The sequence below is a fragment of the Oceanirhabdus seepicola genome, assembly GCF_023684385.1.
In the GTDB taxonomy this organism is placed as follows: Bacteria; Bacillota; Clostridia; order Clostridiales; family Clostridiaceae; genus Oceanirhabdus; species Oceanirhabdus seepicola.
The window spans coordinates 84960-99681 of record NZ_JAGSOJ010000002.1; the positions used below are offsets into that span (position 1 = coordinate 84960).

Here is a 14722-nt window from a genome sequence, read left to right on the forward strand (position 1 = left end):
TGTCATCGTCACTAAGACTAGCTGTGCGGCTACAATACTATTTGTACACTGCGCTGCTCATTCCTCTTGTTCCTTGACTTTGGGCTTTTTCAATGTCTGAATATGCCTAAGGTACATGAAAATAGAGTGAAAACAATATTTTGTGACTTTTCGAACAAGCTCAGTTTGAAACGAAAAACACGTGATTTCCTATTTTTATCAAATTATCTTTTTTAACAGATTTCATCCATTCACATGTTGCAATCTTAGGGTTGTAGAAAAACAAAGAATTATTGGTTGGGTCAGCTCCCCTGAGGGCATCATACACCGCATTATAGCAATCTTTATTTGGTTTAACATTAATTTCACCATTTTTAACACATGAAAAAGCTCCTGTTTGCGTTATAACTCCTGATACAGTTTCAGGAAACTTATTATCTAGAACTCTGTTTATTATAACAGAGGCTACAGCAATTTTACCTGCATAAGGTTCAGCCGCGCTTTCACCATAAACGACTTTAGCCATAAAATCTACATCAGCTGATGTTAGTGAAATATGTTTGTAAGTATTGTTAAATACCGTAATGGGATTACTGTTTTCTTTATACAGAAGATTAGTGATTTCATCTTCGCTGTAAACTAATGTTATATCAGTATCTTCATTGACGTCGAAAGATGATAGATTAAAAACTAGCAAAATGCTCATTAAGATATTACTAAAAGATATCATTATAAACACTCCTATTATTCGTTTGTTATCATATTATCCCCTTAAGAAACAAAATAATACATAAATCAATTCAGAGTGTTAAAAAAGCCCAATCTCGGTGTCACTAAGGCTCTCTGTGTTACTCAAGTACTAACTTGTAGTTCCACTGCTGGTACGCCTTGTTCCTTGATCTTGGGCTTTTTTAAGAAGTTAATTAATTTCACTTTTTATAACTTTGAATTTAGATTCAAAACTTTTGTATTCATTTTCACATTTAGTTAATTCGGAATTAGCTAAATCATATAACTGATTCAGTTGATCTTCCACTGTGTTATCAATCATACCAGAATTCATTTCAAATGATACTGCATGCTTAAAATACTGAATATAAATAATATAGTCATATATTAATTGATGTAAATCATCTGTTAAATCTTCACTATTTGAGGGCGCTATTATAGGTTTAACATCAAAAAGTAAATCATTAATAGTTATCAACTCTTTATCAAATGTAGTTAACAACTCTTCATATGAGTTTTCAGTTCTAGCAGTTTCTAAAAGTTGAAGTTTGTTCCTAGTTTGAAATATTGCAATAAATTTAGAATAAACTGAGTCTAGTTCAAAAACATATTTTTCTTTAGCGGAATTCTCCAGTAATAACTTGTCATTTAATGCTCTTTTGTCTAATATATATTTTTGTGCACTCTTTATCATAGTATGAATCTCTTCAGGAAAAACTAGGTTGAATGAAGAGTCATCAGTAAATGAGTAATATTTAGTGCAATTATTAGCATAATCATTCAAGTTTTCAAGAGAATCTTGAAGTGAATTATCATCATTTAAATTAGGTAACAGAAGAACCTCTTTATAAATCTTAATATTAAACTCAAGACCAGTAAGCATATTAGTATACAAATCGTTATATTTACTAGGCGGATTTTGATTCTTGAGAATATTTTTTTCACTAATAAGAGAATCGCGAGCATTCTCAAGCTGAGTTTTTAAAGTGCCATCTATAGAAGTAATATTTTCTGCAATAGATATTGAACTATTAATTTTATTTACTGACGCAACTGTGTTTGAGAAAACAGTGTCATATTTTGAATAAGAAGTTTTTGTACCCATATTGTAGGTGTAAAAAAATACTCCAATAGAAACAAGGGCTATTATACACAATATAATAATGCTTTTTAATAGCTTTTTGCCTAAAGCGCGCATAATTAATCTCCTCTCGTATATTTTATATAAATATAATACCATAAAAAAGTAAACAAAATATAACTATATATTTAATTGTTAATAAAATATATAGTTATAAGAATATTATTTTATAAGAGTATTAAAATAGAAAATAGTTATAAATGTTTTTAGATGAAAAGCATTTTTAGTACAGTTTATAAATATATTTAAAAAAAACTGTTAAGTATTGTATACTTTACAAAGGCTATTATAGTATAATTATTTTAGAAAATAATAGGGAGTGAAGGTTGTGGATGGTCTTTACGAGGCGTTTTTAAATGCGTTAAGAAGTATAAGTGTTAGCCAAATATTGGATGTCGTAGTTGTTTCTTTTTTGTTCTTTAAGATATATAACTTAATAAAAGAAACTCGTGCAGAGCAGTTGCTTAAAGGAATTATTTTAATATTTTTCATAATTCCCATAAGTGAATTTTTTAATCTTACAATGCTTCATTGGATATTAAACAATACTATAACAATTGGGTTATTATCATTTGTTATTATATTTCAACCAGAAGTAAGAAGAGCTCTTGAAAAAATAGGGAGAACATCTATTTTTGATAAAAATGTTCAGCTTGATAAAGAAGAAAAAAATAAATTGATAAGTAATATAACTGATGCAGTGGATAACTTGTCATTATCAAGAACAGGGGCACTAATCATGGTAGAGCAAAAAACAGGATTAGGGGAAATTATTAACACGGGTACTAGGTTAGATGCGTTAATTTCTTCAAGCTTGCTTGAAAATATTTTTGTTGTGAACACGCCATTGCATGATGGAGCATGCATAATTAGAGATAAAAGGATAATAGCAGCAGGATGTTTTGTACCATCATTGACAACTAATGGTTCCATAGGACAACATTTAGGGACCAGACATAGAGCAGCAATAAGTGCTTCAGAAAATTCAGATGCAATTGTGATTGTTGTATCAGAGGAAACAGGGATTATTTCACTAGCTATTAATGGGAAGCTTTTAAGAAATTATAATAAAGAAAAATTGAGAAATGTTCTACTTGCTTTTATGGAAAAAAATGAAAGAGATAATATAGGGGTTGGGGAGAAGGTGAAACAGTGGATCAAGAAAAGAAAAAACAGTTAATAATTAAAATCTGTTGTATAATTGCAGCAATAGTCCTTAGAATTTATGTTTCCAACGTTGAAAATCCTATAATTACATATAACATTAAAAGAGTTCCGGTGGAGATTTTAAATGAGGAGAAACTTAAATATAGTGGATTAATATTGATGGAAGAGGATGGATACACTGTGGATTTGACTATAAAAGGAGCAACATCACAGGTTAAAAAACTAACTAAAGATGATTTTAAAGTAATGGTTGATCTAGATTCTTTAGCACTAAAAAAGGGAGTAAACAAAATTCTTGTTAGTGTTGAAGATTATCCAAATGGAGTAAATGTTATTCAGAATCAACAAATGTTGATATCCATTCATTTAGATGCGTATATAGAAAAAGAATTTAAGGTAAGTGTATCACTAGAAGGGGATCCCAAGCAGGGATATTATGCACATGAGACAAATATAAGTCCAGATAGTATCGTGGTTTCAGGCGGTGAAAAAGAAATAAGTTTAATTAATAAGATTGTTGCTGAAGTTAAATTTGAAGGTGCAGATAGTGATGTTGATACTGAAGTTGCAGTAAAAGCTGTAGATTCAACAGGATCTGAATTGGAAAAAGTAACATTGTACCCTGATAAGATAAAAGTCAATATACCCGTGGATAAGACTAAATTAGTACCGATAAAGGTGATTTCAATGGGAGAACTAGATGCGAACCTACACTTAAAGTCAATATCTAGTAATATTCAAGAAATTAAAATTTCAGGAGCTGAAAATGCGCTGGAATTAATAGAATACATTGAGACAGAAAAAGTAGATTTGCAAGCTATAAAAAATAATGAAAATATTTTATTGAAAATAGTGGTTCCAAAAGGTATCGTAGTAATAGATGGAACTGATTATGTTGAAGTGAAAGTAGAAATCGAGGAAATAATCAATAAAGACATTACTAGGTTAATAACTGTTTCAAACCTTGATGAGCAGTTTAATACAAAAATTCAATATAGCACTGTTAATCTTAAAATTAGAGGAATAGAGAGTGCTATAAAAGAATTAGATTATGATAATATAAAATGTATAGTTGACTTACAAGGATTAAAAGAGGGAATTCATATAGTACCTATCTCTATTGAAAAACCAGAAAAAATAGAAATAGTGGAATCAGATATAGATTCTGTGAAAATAGAACTTGAAAAAAAAGAAGAGCCAAGTGATATTGCAGATGAAAATGATGTAGAGAACGATAACCAAGAGAATAATAGTGAAGAAGATGCCACAGATACAATAAATTCTAACACTGATAGTGTTGATGAAAAAACAGAAGAGACTGCAGAAAACGACCAATAAACTAATAACAAGAGAGGAAGATTACGAATGATTAAAGTTAGTAATATAGTTTTAAATATAGAAGAATCAATGGAGAAATTAAAAATTAAAGCAGCTAGGAAAATTGGGATTCACCATAATGAAATAACATATATGAATATACTTAAAGAGTCTATTGATGCTAGAAGAAAAGATGTTATTAAATTCACGTACACTGTAGAGGTTAAAGTTAAAAATGAAGAGAAATTAGGAAGAAGATTACAAGGAAAAGATATATCTGTAATAAAGAAAAAAAAGAAAGAAGCTTTTCTATATGGGGAAAAACCTCTTGACAACAGACCTGTAATAGTGGGTATGGGACCAGCAGGTTTATTTGCAGGACTTACTTTGGCTAAACATGGATATAAACCATTAATAATTGAAAGAGGATCAGATGTTGATAAGAGAACAGATGAGGTTCAGAAATTTTGGGAAAATGGAGAGTTGAATCTCAATAGCAATGTTCAATTCGGAGAAGGAGGAGCAGGTACATTCTCTGATGGGAAATTGACTACAAGAATTAAAGATATAAGATGTTCTACGGTAATAGAAGCTATGGTGAAAGCTGGAGCACCAGAGGAAATTTTATATAAAAACAAACCCCACATAGGAACCGATATTTTAAAAGATGTTGTAAAGAATATAAGAAAAGAGATAATTAACCTAGGTGGGAAAGTGAAATTTGGAGAAAAACTTGAGGATGTTATCTTAGAAGATAATAAAGTTACGGGAGTAAAAGTTAGTGGAAAAGTAATTCCTTGTGAGACACTTATTATGGCAATAGGTCATAGTGCTAGAGATACATATGAAATGTTATATGAAAAAGGAGTTCATATGGAATCAAAACCATTTGCAATAGGTGTAAGAGTTGAACATCCACAAAATCTTATAGATATGAATCAATTTGGTATATATGCAGGGAATGAAAGACTTAAAGCAGCAGAATATAAATTAACATATACTACAGAAGATAAAGAAAGATCTGTTTATAGCTTCTGTATGTGTCCAGGTGGCTTTGTTGTTGCTGCGGCTTCAGAGGAAAATAGAGTTGTGACAAATGGTATGAGTAATTTTGCAAGGGACAATGAAAATGCAAACTCGGCTGTTGTTGTTTCCGTTGGTAAGAAAGATTTTGGAGATAATCCAATGGATGCTATAGCATATCAGCGAAAATTTGAAGAACTAGCATTTAAAACAGGTGGAGGAGAATATAAAGCTCCTGTTCAACTAATAAAAGATTTCATGGTAGGTAAAAAGACTACTGAGTTACTTTCCGTGAAACCGACATATACTCCAGGATATACACTTGCAAATATGGAAGAGTGTTTACCAGAAGATATAATAGAGCCATTACGTGAAGGTCTTCAGAATTTTGAAGGAAAAATAAAAGGATTTACTTCAGGAGAGGGAATAATGGTTGGAGTTGAAACAAGAACTTCAGCTCCAGTAAGGATAAATAGAGGAGAAAATCTTCAAAGTATAAATATAATGGGATTGTATCCATGTGGTGAAGGTGCAGGATATGCAGGGGGAATAATTTCATCTGCTGTTGATGGAATAAAATGTGGAGAAGAAATAATGAAGAGTTGGGCAAAATTGGATTAACTTTAATACGTAGAACTGACGAATTGATTATTACTGAGCTTTTTAATAAAATATAAATTGGGAAATGAATATATTAGGCTAAAATTATGTTAAGGTAAATAATAATCATGGAGGGTAAATGAATGAGCAAAAAAAGTTACATACTGGCAATAAATCCAGGATCCACATCTACTAAGGTAGCGCTTTTTAATAAAAAAGAAGAGTGTATTGTAAGTGAGAATGTATTACACAGTGCTGAAGAGGTAGGAAAATACGAAAAGATTTACGATCAAAAGGATATGAGAACTACTGTAATAATGAAGTGGCTTAAAGATAGGGGTGTTTCATTAAATGAAATTGCCGCAGTTGTTGGTCGTGGAGGATTATTAAGACCTATGCCAGGTGGAACATATAATGTTACACCAAAAATGATTGAAGATTTAAGAATCGGATATCAAGGTGAACATGCTTCAAACCTTGGGGGAATAATTGCTAATGAGATAGCTAATAAGGTTGATATACCAGCGATGATAGTTGATCCTGTTGCTGTTGATGAAATGGACGATGTAGCAAGAATATCAGGTATACCTGAATTAAATAGAGTATCTTTGGTTCATGCGTTGAATATTAAAGCAGTAACTAGACGAGTGTGTAAAAAAATGGGTCTAGAATTAGAAAATTCTTCATTTGTTGTTGCGCACCTTGGAGGGGGAATATCAATTTCGCCTATATTCAATGGAAGAATCCTAGATGTGAATAATGCAAATGAAATGGGACCTTTTTCACCAGAAAGAGCTGGAGGACTACCAGCTGGTGATATTGTTAAGCTTGCATTTAGTGGAAAGTATGATTATAAGGGATTAAAAAAGAGAATTATTGGTAAAGCAGGGTTAGTGGGGTATCTTGGAACTAATGATGGTAGAGAAGTTGATAAGCTAATAGAAAATGGTGATGAGAAAGCTGAACTGATTTTTAAAGCTATGGCATATCAAATATCTAAAGAAATCGCTGGAATGTCAATTGCATTAAAAGGTAAAGTCGATGCAATAATATTGACGGGTGGACTAGCGTACAATGAGCGTTTACAAAATTGGATTAAAGAGAGAGTTGAATTTATAGCCCCTCTTGAACTTGTACCAGGAGAAGATGAGATGTTAGCATTAGCACAAGGTGCTATTAGAGTTATAAAAGAGGAAGAGAAAGCTAAAATATATGAAAACGAGGTGCAAATGTAATGGTTAACAGTTTTGAAAGCGTTTTAAGAAAGGCAAAAGAAATTGAAAGAAAAACTGTTTCAGTAGCAGTGGCTCAAGATGAACATGTTCTAGAAGCAGTGAAAGCAGCAAATGAACAAGGGATTGCAAATGCAATACTTGTAGGTGATGAAAAAGAAATAAGAGAAATTGCTAATAGAATTGATATGGATTTAAGCAATGTTGAAATTATCAATGAATTAGATATAAAGAAAGCTGCTAGAACAGCCGTTGAGTGTGTTTCAAGTAAAAGAGCACATATGGTTATGAAGGGACTTATAGACACAGCCAACTTTTTAAGAGCTGTATTAGATAAAGAGATTGGATTAAGAACAAAAGGATTAATGTCTCATGTAGCTGTATTTGAAATTCCAAAATTCGATAGATTAATATTAGTAACAGATGCTGCAATGAATAAATATCCTGACCTTAAGGAAAAAGTTGAAATTGTAAAGAATGCAGTAATGGTTTCTAAAGCATTAGGAAATAAACTTCCAAAAGTAGCGCCTATATGCGCAGTTGAAGTTGTTAATCCTAAAATGCCTCCAACATTGGATGCAGCAGCACTTTCTCAAATGAATGCAAGAGGACAAATCAAAGGATGTTTAATTGATGGACCATTAGCAATCGATAATGCATTATCAGAAGAAGCTGCAAAACATAAAGGAATTGAAAGTCCAGTAGCTGGGAAAGCAGATATTATGTTAATGCCAAACATAGAAGCTGGTAATGTGATGTATAAAACATTAGCATTTACAACTGAGAGTAAAAATGGTGGTCTTTTAATAGGAGCAGCAGCGCCAGTTATAGTTACATCAAGAGCGGATTCATATGAGACTAAGATGAACTCAATAGCTTTGGCAGCTTTAGTTGCAGAGTTGTTAAATTAGGCATATTGACTAGTTATTTATTTGAGTATGCGTAAATATAGAGTTATTAACGAGAGAGAATTTAGGAGGAAATATCATGTCTAAAAAAATGTTAGTTATTAATCCAGGTTCAACATCTACAAAAATTGCGGTTTATGAAGATGAAAAGGCTATAGTTTTAGAAACTTTAAGACATACTGCAGAAGAGATAGGAAGATATGCTTCTATTTTTGAACAGTTTGATTTCAGAAAAGACGTAATATTAAAAGTATTAAAAGATAAGAAATTTGATATAAACGAGTTAGATGCTGTAGTTGGTAGAGGTGGATTACTTAAACCAATCGAAGGTGGAACATATGAGGTTAATGAAGCAATGCTTGAAGATTTAAAAGTTGGAGTACTTGGACAACATGCTTCAAACTTAGGTGGAATAATTGCTAATGAAATTGCTAAAGGATTAAATGTTCCATCATACATTGTTGATCCAGTTGTTGTTGATGAAATGGACGAGGTTGCTAGAATATCAGGTATGCCTGAAATAGAGAGAATGAGTATATTCCATGCTCTTAACCAGAAGGCTGTTGCTAAAAGATATGCTAAGGAAAATGATAAAAAGTACTCAGATGTGAATGTCATTGTAGCTCATTTAGGTGGAGGTATATCTGTAGGTGCTCATAAAGATGGAAGAGTAATTGATGTTAACAATGCATTAGATGGAGAAGGTCCATTTTCACCAGAAAGATCTGGAGGAGTACCAATTGGAGCTCTAGTTAAGATGTGTTATAGCGGAAAGTATACAATTCAAGAAATTAAAAAGAAGATTAATGGAAAAGGTGGAATTGTTGCTTACTTAGGAAGCAACGATACTAGAGAAGTTGGTAAGATGGCTGAAGCTGGGGACGAAAAAGCAAAATTAATTCTAGATGCTATGGCTTATCAAGTAGCAAAAGAGATTGGACAATGCGCAGCTGTTCTTAGTGGAAAAGTAGATGCAATTGTTTTAACAGGTGGAATTGCATACAGCAAATATATCACAAAATATATCAGTGAAAGAGTAGAATTTATTGCACCAGTTGTTATTTATCCAGGAGAAGATGAGATGCTTGCATTAGCACAAGGTGCTCTTTGTGTTCTTAATGGAGAAGAAGAGGCTAGAGAATATAAATAAATAGAAATAAACAATTAAAATAAAACTACTTCATTTTAATGAAGTGGTTTTATTTTATGAAAATGTGAAACAAATAAGTCATGTCAAAACCAAAATGAAAGTTATAAATCAATAGACTGATTTTTTATAAAAATTAACAATCACTATGTTTTTTTTTAATAATATATGTTATATTATTATTAAAGATTAAGCATAAGGTGGTGATACAAAATGAGCAGAATAAACATATTTACAGGCCACTTTGGGAGCGGAAAAACTGAAATATCAATCAATTATGCAATAAAACTTGCAGAGCAAGGGAAAAAGGTTGTTATAGTTGATTTAGATGTAGTTAACCCGTTTTTTTGTGTTAGAGAGCTAAAAGACAAGCTGGAAGAAAAAGGTATTGAGGTTATTTCATCAAATCCTGAGTATGTAAATGCTGAACTTATGGTGGTTCCACCAGAGGTGCTTTCGGTATTTCATGATAAGAGCCGTGAGGTTGTTATAGATATTGGTGGAGATAATATGGGTGCTATGGCATTAGGTCAGTATAATAAATATATAAAAGCTGAGCCATATGACATGTTCTTTGTTATAAACACTAACAGACCATTTACTCAAGACTCAAAAACCGCTGAAGAGTACATTGCAGAAATTGAGTATGCTTCTAGGTTAAAAGCGACTAAGTTGATTAGTAATACTAACCTGTCTTATGAAACAGAAGAAGAGGATATTATTAAAGGAGATAGAGAAGTATCAGCTCTATCGGAAAGATTAGGAATTCCTTATACGTACACTGTATGCAGACGTGATTTGTCGGACATAATAAAAGGAAAAGTTAACGGGGAAGAAATATTTCCAATTGACATCTTTATGATGCCACCTTGGAAAGCATTTATGGCAGATTAAAATTAATTTTAAATATATTATTACAGTTTAAATCTTCTTAATATTAAGTAAAATTTCAGTTATACGATTTTTAAAAGTAATCAATGTTAATGGTAAGAGGCATAAGGAGGGAAAAGGTCAATGGCAAAAGTTATTTTTAGAGAAGACAGATGTAAGGGCTGTGGTCACTGTTTAGTAGCATGTCCTAAAAAGATTATTAGTTTTTCTGAAAGATTAAACGTTAAAGGGTATCATCCAGCAACTGTAACAGAAGATAAGATGGAAGATTGTATTGGATGCGGTTCTTGTGGAAAAGTTTGTCCAGATTTAGTTATTACTGTTGAAAGATAAGGAGGTATTACAATGGGTGAAAAGGTATTAATGAAGGGTAACGAAGCGATAGCAGAAGCTGCAATTAGATCAGGCTGTGAAGCGTTTTACGGTTATCCAATAACACCTCAAACTGAGGTATCAGCGTATATGGCAAAGAAAATGCCTAAAATAGGAAAAGTATTTTTACAAGCAGAAAGTGAAGTTGCGGCTATAAACATGGTTTATGGAGCTGCTGGAGCAGGGGTTAGAGTTATGACTTCATCATCATCTCCAGGGATAAGTTTAAAAGCGGAAGGTATTTCATATATCGCCGGAGCAGAGCTTCCATGCGTTATTGTAAATATTGTTAGAGGAGGCCCTGGTTTAGGAGGAATCCAACCAGCACAATCTGACTACTTCCAAGCAACTAAAGGTGGAGCACACGGAGATTTCAAAATGCCAGTTTATGCTCCAAGTTCAATTCAAGAAATGGTTGACCTTGTACAAGAAGGATTTGATGTAGCAGACATATACAGAACTCCAGTTATGATCATGGGCGATGGTATGTTAGGTCAAATGATGGAACCAGTTGAATTTAAAGAGAGAGAGCAAAGAGAACTTCCAGTAAAAGATTGGGCAGCAGAAGGATTAAATGGAAGAAAGCAACATAATATTATCAACTCTTTATTCTTAAAGCCAGAAGAACTAGAAGAACATAACTTAAAGTTAGCTGCTAAATATCAAGAAATTGAAAAGAATGAAACTAAATATGAAATGTTTAACTGTGATGGAGAAAAAGATTTAATAATGGTTGCTTACGGAACAACAGCTAGAATCTGTAAGAATGTTATTAAAATGGCTGAAGCAGAAGGAATTAACCTTGGTTTAATAAGACCAATTACTATTTGGCCTTATCCAGTGGAAGCGTTCAACAAAACTATTGATAATACTAAGCATGGTTATATATCAGTAGAGATGAGTTGCGGACAGATGATTGAGGATGTAAGATTAAGTGTTGAAGGAAGAAAACCAGTTCACTTCTATGGAAGAGTGGGTGGAATGGTTCCACATCCAGAAGATATCCTTAACAAAGTTAAAGAGATCGTAGGAGGTGCAAAATAATGGCGGTAGTATTTCAACCAACTAAAGGTTTAGTAGATATACCTACTCATTACTGTCCAGGATGTACTCATGGAGTAATTCACAGACTTGTAGGAGAGGTATTAGAAGAGTTAGAAGTAATTGATAAAGCAATAGGGGTAGCACCTGTTGGATGTTCAGTTCTAGCATATGACTATTTTGCTTGTGATATGTTTGAAGCAGCACATGGTAGAGCACCAGCTGTTGCAACTGGAGTTAAAAGAGTTAAGCCAGATTCAGTGGTATTTACATACCAAGGAGATGGAGATTTAGCAGCTATAGGTACTGCGGAAATAGTACACGCAGCAGCTAGAGGAGAGAATATTGTTACAATATTCGTAAATAACTGTATTTATGGAATGACTGGTGGACAAATGGCTCCAACAACATTGCCAGGTCAAGTTACTCAAACTTCTCCATATGGAAGAGATGCAAAAACACAAGGTAATCCAATTAGAGTATCAGAAATGTTAGCTACTTTAGATGGTCCTTGTTATATAGAGAGAGTATCTATAGATACTGTTCCAAATATAAATAAAGCAAAGAAAGCTATTAAGAAAGCTTTCCAAAACCAAATTGATGGTAAAGGTTTTTCAATGGTCGAGGTTCTTTCTGTATGTCCTACTAACTGGGGTATGTCACCAGTTGAATCTATGACATGGTTGAAAGAGAATATGATCCCATATTATCCTCTTGGGGTTAAAAAAGATACATCAGTGGAGGTGAAATAGCATGGCTTCTCAAGAAATTATATTCGCAGGGTTTGGTGGACAAGGAATACTTTCAATGGGGAAATTCCTTTCTTATGCTGGAATGGATGAAGGAATGAACGTTTCTTGGTGTCCTTCATACGGTCCAGAGATGAGAGGTGGAACAGCGAACTGTTCTGTTATAGTTACAGATGATCAAATTGGATCACCTTTAGTTAATAATCCTAATTCAATTGTAGTAATGAATAGACCTTCATTGGATAAATTTGAGGACATGGTTGAAAAAGGTGGATTAATTGTAATCGATAGTGATTTAGTTGATAGAGATGTTAAGAGAGATGATGTTGAAGTTATAAGAATTCCAGCTCAAACAATAGCAAAAGAGATTGGTTCTCAAAAAATTGCTAACATGGTTCTTTTAGGAGCTTTAGTTGAGAAAACAGGAATTATCAAAATGGAAGCTCTGCTACAAGCATTAAAATCAAAAGGTAAAGAAGCATTCTTTGAAGTTAATAAAAATGCATTAGCAAAAGGTGCTGAATTCGTTAAATAATATTAAAAAAACTTGCTTAATTAAAATAGTAGAAGGCTCAGAGCATAGCTCTGAGCCTTCAGACTGTTGAAAAAGCCCAATCTCGGCGTCGCTAAGACTCTCTGCGCTGCTCATGTACTACTTTGTACACTTCGCTGCTCGTTCGTCTTGTTCCTTGATCTTGGGCTTTTTCAACGCCTGAAACTCTTAAGATGGAAAAAAGAGTCCAAACAATATATAGTATTTTATCAATTATCCATTTGTTTTAACGTGTTCGTGATTATTGATATGCTTTATGCAGTACTCGTGTAGCCCTTCGCATTTAGAACAATATCTAAATTCCATATTAGGATCTGACACGTCTGTTACACCGCAAACCTCACATGAATGTAGAACTTTTGGCTTTTCATAACTTGCACTAAAGCTTTTGGTCCCTCGTTTCTTTCTGTAATCATGAGATCTTTTCTTATTACTAAGTAAATAATAAATATCTTTACCAAAGAATAAGAAGTAACTTACAAGTGGAGATATTGCTGTTACTTTTGTAGGGATATCTCCCGTTAAAACAGCAAACCCTATAAATGCAAAATCTAAATATGCTAAATATTTCACCTTAATTGGAAGTATTCCATATAAGTATATTTGTGTTTCCCCAGAAATAAAAGCAAAGGCTAAGAATATTGAGGTATGTAAATATGTAGAACTCAATATAGGTGCCCACATACCTGCCAATGTAAGGACTGATGAAATAATAATTGATGCCAATATTCCCACTAAATAATAAAGATTTAATTTAAATGCACCCCAATGATATTCTAATGTATTTCCCATAGTTATCATAAACATAACTATGAAGAATAAAAATATAGTGGTTAACAATGAAGGTGAAAAAAATGGTATAAATACAAAAGATATAATTCTCCAAATTTGACCTTTCATAACCAAATTCACATCGAAATATAGAAGTCTTATAATACTATTCTTAATAGATGGGTTAGTATATGAAGTTATAAAAAATACTATATATACAGCAGAATATATATATGCTAATTTTGTAACTAAATTTTTGATAGCATATTTTCCGAACTTTCTTTCAAGTTTATCTACGAAACTCATGTTATTCCTCCCTATTTATATTTTCAAATAATAAAACACATAAATGTTTTATTATATTATACCATATGAAAAGTAACAAATTTTTTAATTCTTTATGAAATTGAAAATATTCCAAAGTAATTACCAAGTATAATGTTGACTTTATTAAAAAATAAAGGGGTTGTAGGGGTAGGATTTCCTTTGACAGTTTAAAAAAGGTGCTCATCAGCAAAACAATGTTATAAAAAGATAAAATCGCTATGAGGGCGGAGATAGGAGCTTTAGTAATGGAATGAATGGAAAAAAATGAAAAAAATAATAAAAAATATAAATAAAATACCTTTACAACGAAACAATGTTATGTTACAATCAAATCATAGTAAATAAGAAATTAAATTCAGGATAAATAAATGATCAAAAAAACAACAGAAAATTGTAACACAATTTAAAGGTTTGAATATAAATAAAAGGTATGAAAATTTAAGGAGGGAAATAGATGTTTAGAAAAGAGAAAATGAATGTAATTACAAATAATGATGTGCTAAAACAGTTCTACTCAACTGAGTATCCCATGTATAAAGAAGAATTAAAAAGAGAATTGGACAGAGAAGTTAAGTATAATTTTAATAGGATAATGTTTTAATCCAATGGTAAACATTACGCTGAAATGTAACTAAGCATTCATAGGTAATTAAAAGTTAGTGAGTGAATAATGAATTTGGGGTAGAACTAGCCAAATCAGACATCGAAGGCATATTTTTAATATAATATAGAATTCGTAGGGGATATTTCGCTGCGAATTCGGTACATAACTTTA

General features: G+C 32.2%; 15 protein-coding genes. 12 read left to right on the plus strand and 3 right to left on the minus strand.

Annotated features, from left to right (window positions below):
• Window positions 1-160: 160 nt before the first annotated feature.
• Window positions 161-709, minus strand: a complete 549-nt coding sequence (locus KDK92_RS08105; protein ID WP_250858727.1) for a cell wall hydrolase — start codon at window positions 707-709, stop codon at window positions 161-163.
• Between the two features lie 189 nt (window positions 710-898).
• Window positions 899-1813: a hypothetical protein gene (locus KDK92_RS08110; protein WP_250858728.1), complete on the minus strand. Its 915-nt coding sequence runs from the start codon at window positions 1811-1813 to the stop codon at window positions 899-901.
• Between the two features lie 364 nt (window positions 1814-2177).
• On the opposite strand from KDK92_RS08110, the gene cdaA reads away from it, so the two are divergent.
• The 11 genes from cdaA (at window position 2178) to KDK92_RS08165 (ending at window position 12831) form a co-directional block, all read left to right on the plus strand.
• Complete coding sequence (gene cdaA, locus KDK92_RS08115) at window positions 2178-3029, plus strand: diadenylate cyclase CdaA (RefSeq protein ID WP_250858729.1); 852 nt, start codon at window positions 2178-2180, stop codon at window positions 3027-3029.
• Window positions 3002-4354, plus strand: a complete 1353-nt coding sequence (locus KDK92_RS08120; protein ID WP_250858730.1) for a CdaR family protein — start codon at window positions 3002-3004, stop codon at window positions 4352-4354. The genes cdaA and KDK92_RS08120 overlap by 28 nt, the downstream gene beginning before the upstream one ends.
• A gap of 27 nt (window positions 4355-4381) precedes the next feature.
• Window positions 4382-5977 (plus strand): NAD(P)/FAD-dependent oxidoreductase, encoded by a 1596-nt coding sequence (locus KDK92_RS08125; RefSeq protein ID WP_250858731.1) that lies wholly within the window; start codon window positions 4382-4384, stop codon window positions 5975-5977.
• Window positions 5978-6099: 122 nt separating this feature from the next.
• The gene (gene buk, locus KDK92_RS08130) at window positions 6100-7191 is read left to right on the plus strand and encodes a butyrate kinase (RefSeq protein ID WP_250858732.1); all 1092 of its coding nucleotides are present in this window, start codon (window positions 6100-6102) and stop codon (window positions 7189-7191) included.
• The gene (ptb, locus tag KDK92_RS08135; protein ID WP_250858733.1) at window positions 7191-8099 is read left to right on the plus strand and encodes a phosphate butyryltransferase; all 909 of its coding nucleotides are present in this window, start codon (window positions 7191-7193) and stop codon (window positions 8097-8099) included. The genes buk (KDK92_RS08130) and ptb overlap by 1 nt, the downstream gene beginning before the upstream one ends.
• A 76-nt stretch (window positions 8100-8175) precedes the next feature.
• On the plus strand, window positions 8176-9246 hold the full coding sequence (gene buk / locus KDK92_RS08140) for a butyrate kinase (protein ID WP_250858734.1): 1071 nt from the start codon (window positions 8176-8178) through the stop codon (window positions 9244-9246).
• 210 nt (window positions 9247-9456) lie between these two features.
• Entirely contained in the window at window positions 9457-10137 is a 681-nt protein-coding gene (locus tag KDK92_RS08145) for a nucleotide-binding protein (RefSeq protein WP_250858735.1), read from the plus strand.
• Window positions 10138-10257: 120 nt separating this feature from the next.
• Window positions 10258-10467: a 4Fe-4S dicluster domain-containing protein gene (locus KDK92_RS08150; RefSeq protein ID WP_250858736.1), complete on the plus strand. Its 210-nt coding sequence runs from the start codon at window positions 10258-10260 to the stop codon at window positions 10465-10467.
• A 12-nt stretch (window positions 10468-10479) separates the two neighbouring features.
• On the plus strand, window positions 10480-11550 hold the full coding sequence (locus KDK92_RS08155) for a 3-methyl-2-oxobutanoate dehydrogenase subunit VorB (protein WP_250858737.1): 1071 nt from the start codon (window positions 10480-10482) through the stop codon (window positions 11548-11550).
• A complete protein-coding gene (locus tag KDK92_RS08160) occupies window positions 11550-12299 on the plus strand; it encodes a thiamine pyrophosphate-dependent enzyme (protein WP_250858738.1) in 750 nt (249 codons plus the stop codon). The genes KDK92_RS08155 and KDK92_RS08160 overlap by 1 nt, the downstream gene beginning before the upstream one ends.
• Before the next feature lies 1 nt (window position 12300).
• On the plus strand, window positions 12301-12831 hold the full coding sequence (locus KDK92_RS08165) for a 2-oxoacid:acceptor oxidoreductase family protein (RefSeq protein WP_250858739.1): 531 nt from the start codon (window positions 12301-12303) through the stop codon (window positions 12829-12831).
• Window positions 12832-13062: 231 nt separating this feature from the next.
• Here the strand turns inward: KDK92_RS08165 and KDK92_RS08170 are convergent, their stop codons facing one another.
• Window positions 13063-13926 carry a rhomboid family protein gene (locus tag KDK92_RS08170; protein WP_250858740.1) on the minus strand — a complete coding sequence of 288 codons (864 nt, stop codon included), beginning with the start codon at window positions 13924-13926 and terminating at the stop codon, window positions 13063-13065.
• 475 nt (window positions 13927-14401) lie between these two features.
• Here KDK92_RS08170 and KDK92_RS08175 point away from each other — a divergent pair, with 475 nt between their 5' ends.
• Window positions 14402-14548: a hypothetical protein gene (locus KDK92_RS08175; protein ID WP_250858741.1), complete on the plus strand. Its 147-nt coding sequence runs from the start codon at window positions 14402-14404 to the stop codon at window positions 14546-14548.
• Window positions 14549-14722 lie beyond the last annotated feature (174 nt).

What these genes read in the sequence shown, in the direction of transcription:
- KDK92_RS08105 (WP_250858727.1), bottom strand. Translation starts at nt 709, where the DNA reads ATGATATCTTTTAGTAATATCTTAATGAGCATTTTGCTAGTTTTTAAT.
- KDK92_RS08110 (WP_250858728.1), bottom strand. Translation starts at nt 1,813, where the DNA reads ATGGGTACAAAAACTTCTTATTCAAAATATGACACTGTTTTCTCAAAC.
- KDK92_RS08125 (WP_250858731.1), top strand. Translation starts at nt 4,382, where the DNA reads ATGATTAAAGTTAGTAATATAGTTTTAAATATAGAAGAATCAATGGAG.
- buk (WP_250858732.1), top strand. Translation starts at nt 6,100, where the DNA reads ATGAGCAAAAAAAGTTACATACTGGCAATAAATCCAGGATCCACATCT.
- ptb (WP_250858733.1), top strand. Translation starts at nt 7,191, where the DNA reads ATGGTTAACAGTTTTGAAAGCGTTTTAAGAAAGGCAAAAGAAATTGAA.
- buk (WP_250858734.1), top strand. Translation starts at nt 8,176, where the DNA reads ATGTCTAAAAAAATGTTAGTTATTAATCCAGGTTCAACATCTACAAAA.
- KDK92_RS08145 (WP_250858735.1), top strand. Translation starts at nt 9,457, where the DNA reads ATGAGCAGAATAAACATATTTACAGGCCACTTTGGGAGCGGAAAAACT.
- KDK92_RS08150 (WP_250858736.1), top strand. Translation starts at nt 10,258, where the DNA reads ATGGCAAAAGTTATTTTTAGAGAAGACAGATGTAAGGGCTGTGGTCAC.
- KDK92_RS08155 (WP_250858737.1), top strand. Translation starts at nt 10,480, where the DNA reads ATGGGTGAAAAGGTATTAATGAAGGGTAACGAAGCGATAGCAGAAGCT.
- KDK92_RS08160 (WP_250858738.1), top strand. Translation starts at nt 11,550, where the DNA reads ATGGCGGTAGTATTTCAACCAACTAAAGGTTTAGTAGATATACCTACT.
- KDK92_RS08165 (WP_250858739.1), top strand. Translation starts at nt 12,301, where the DNA reads ATGGCTTCTCAAGAAATTATATTCGCAGGGTTTGGTGGACAAGGAATA.
- KDK92_RS08170 (WP_250858740.1), bottom strand. Translation starts at nt 13,926, where the DNA reads ATGAGTTTCGTAGATAAACTTGAAAGAAAGTTCGGAAAATATGCTATC.
- KDK92_RS08175 (WP_250858741.1), top strand. Translation starts at nt 14,402, where the DNA reads ATGTTTAGAAAAGAGAAAATGAATGTAATTACAAATAATGATGTGCTA.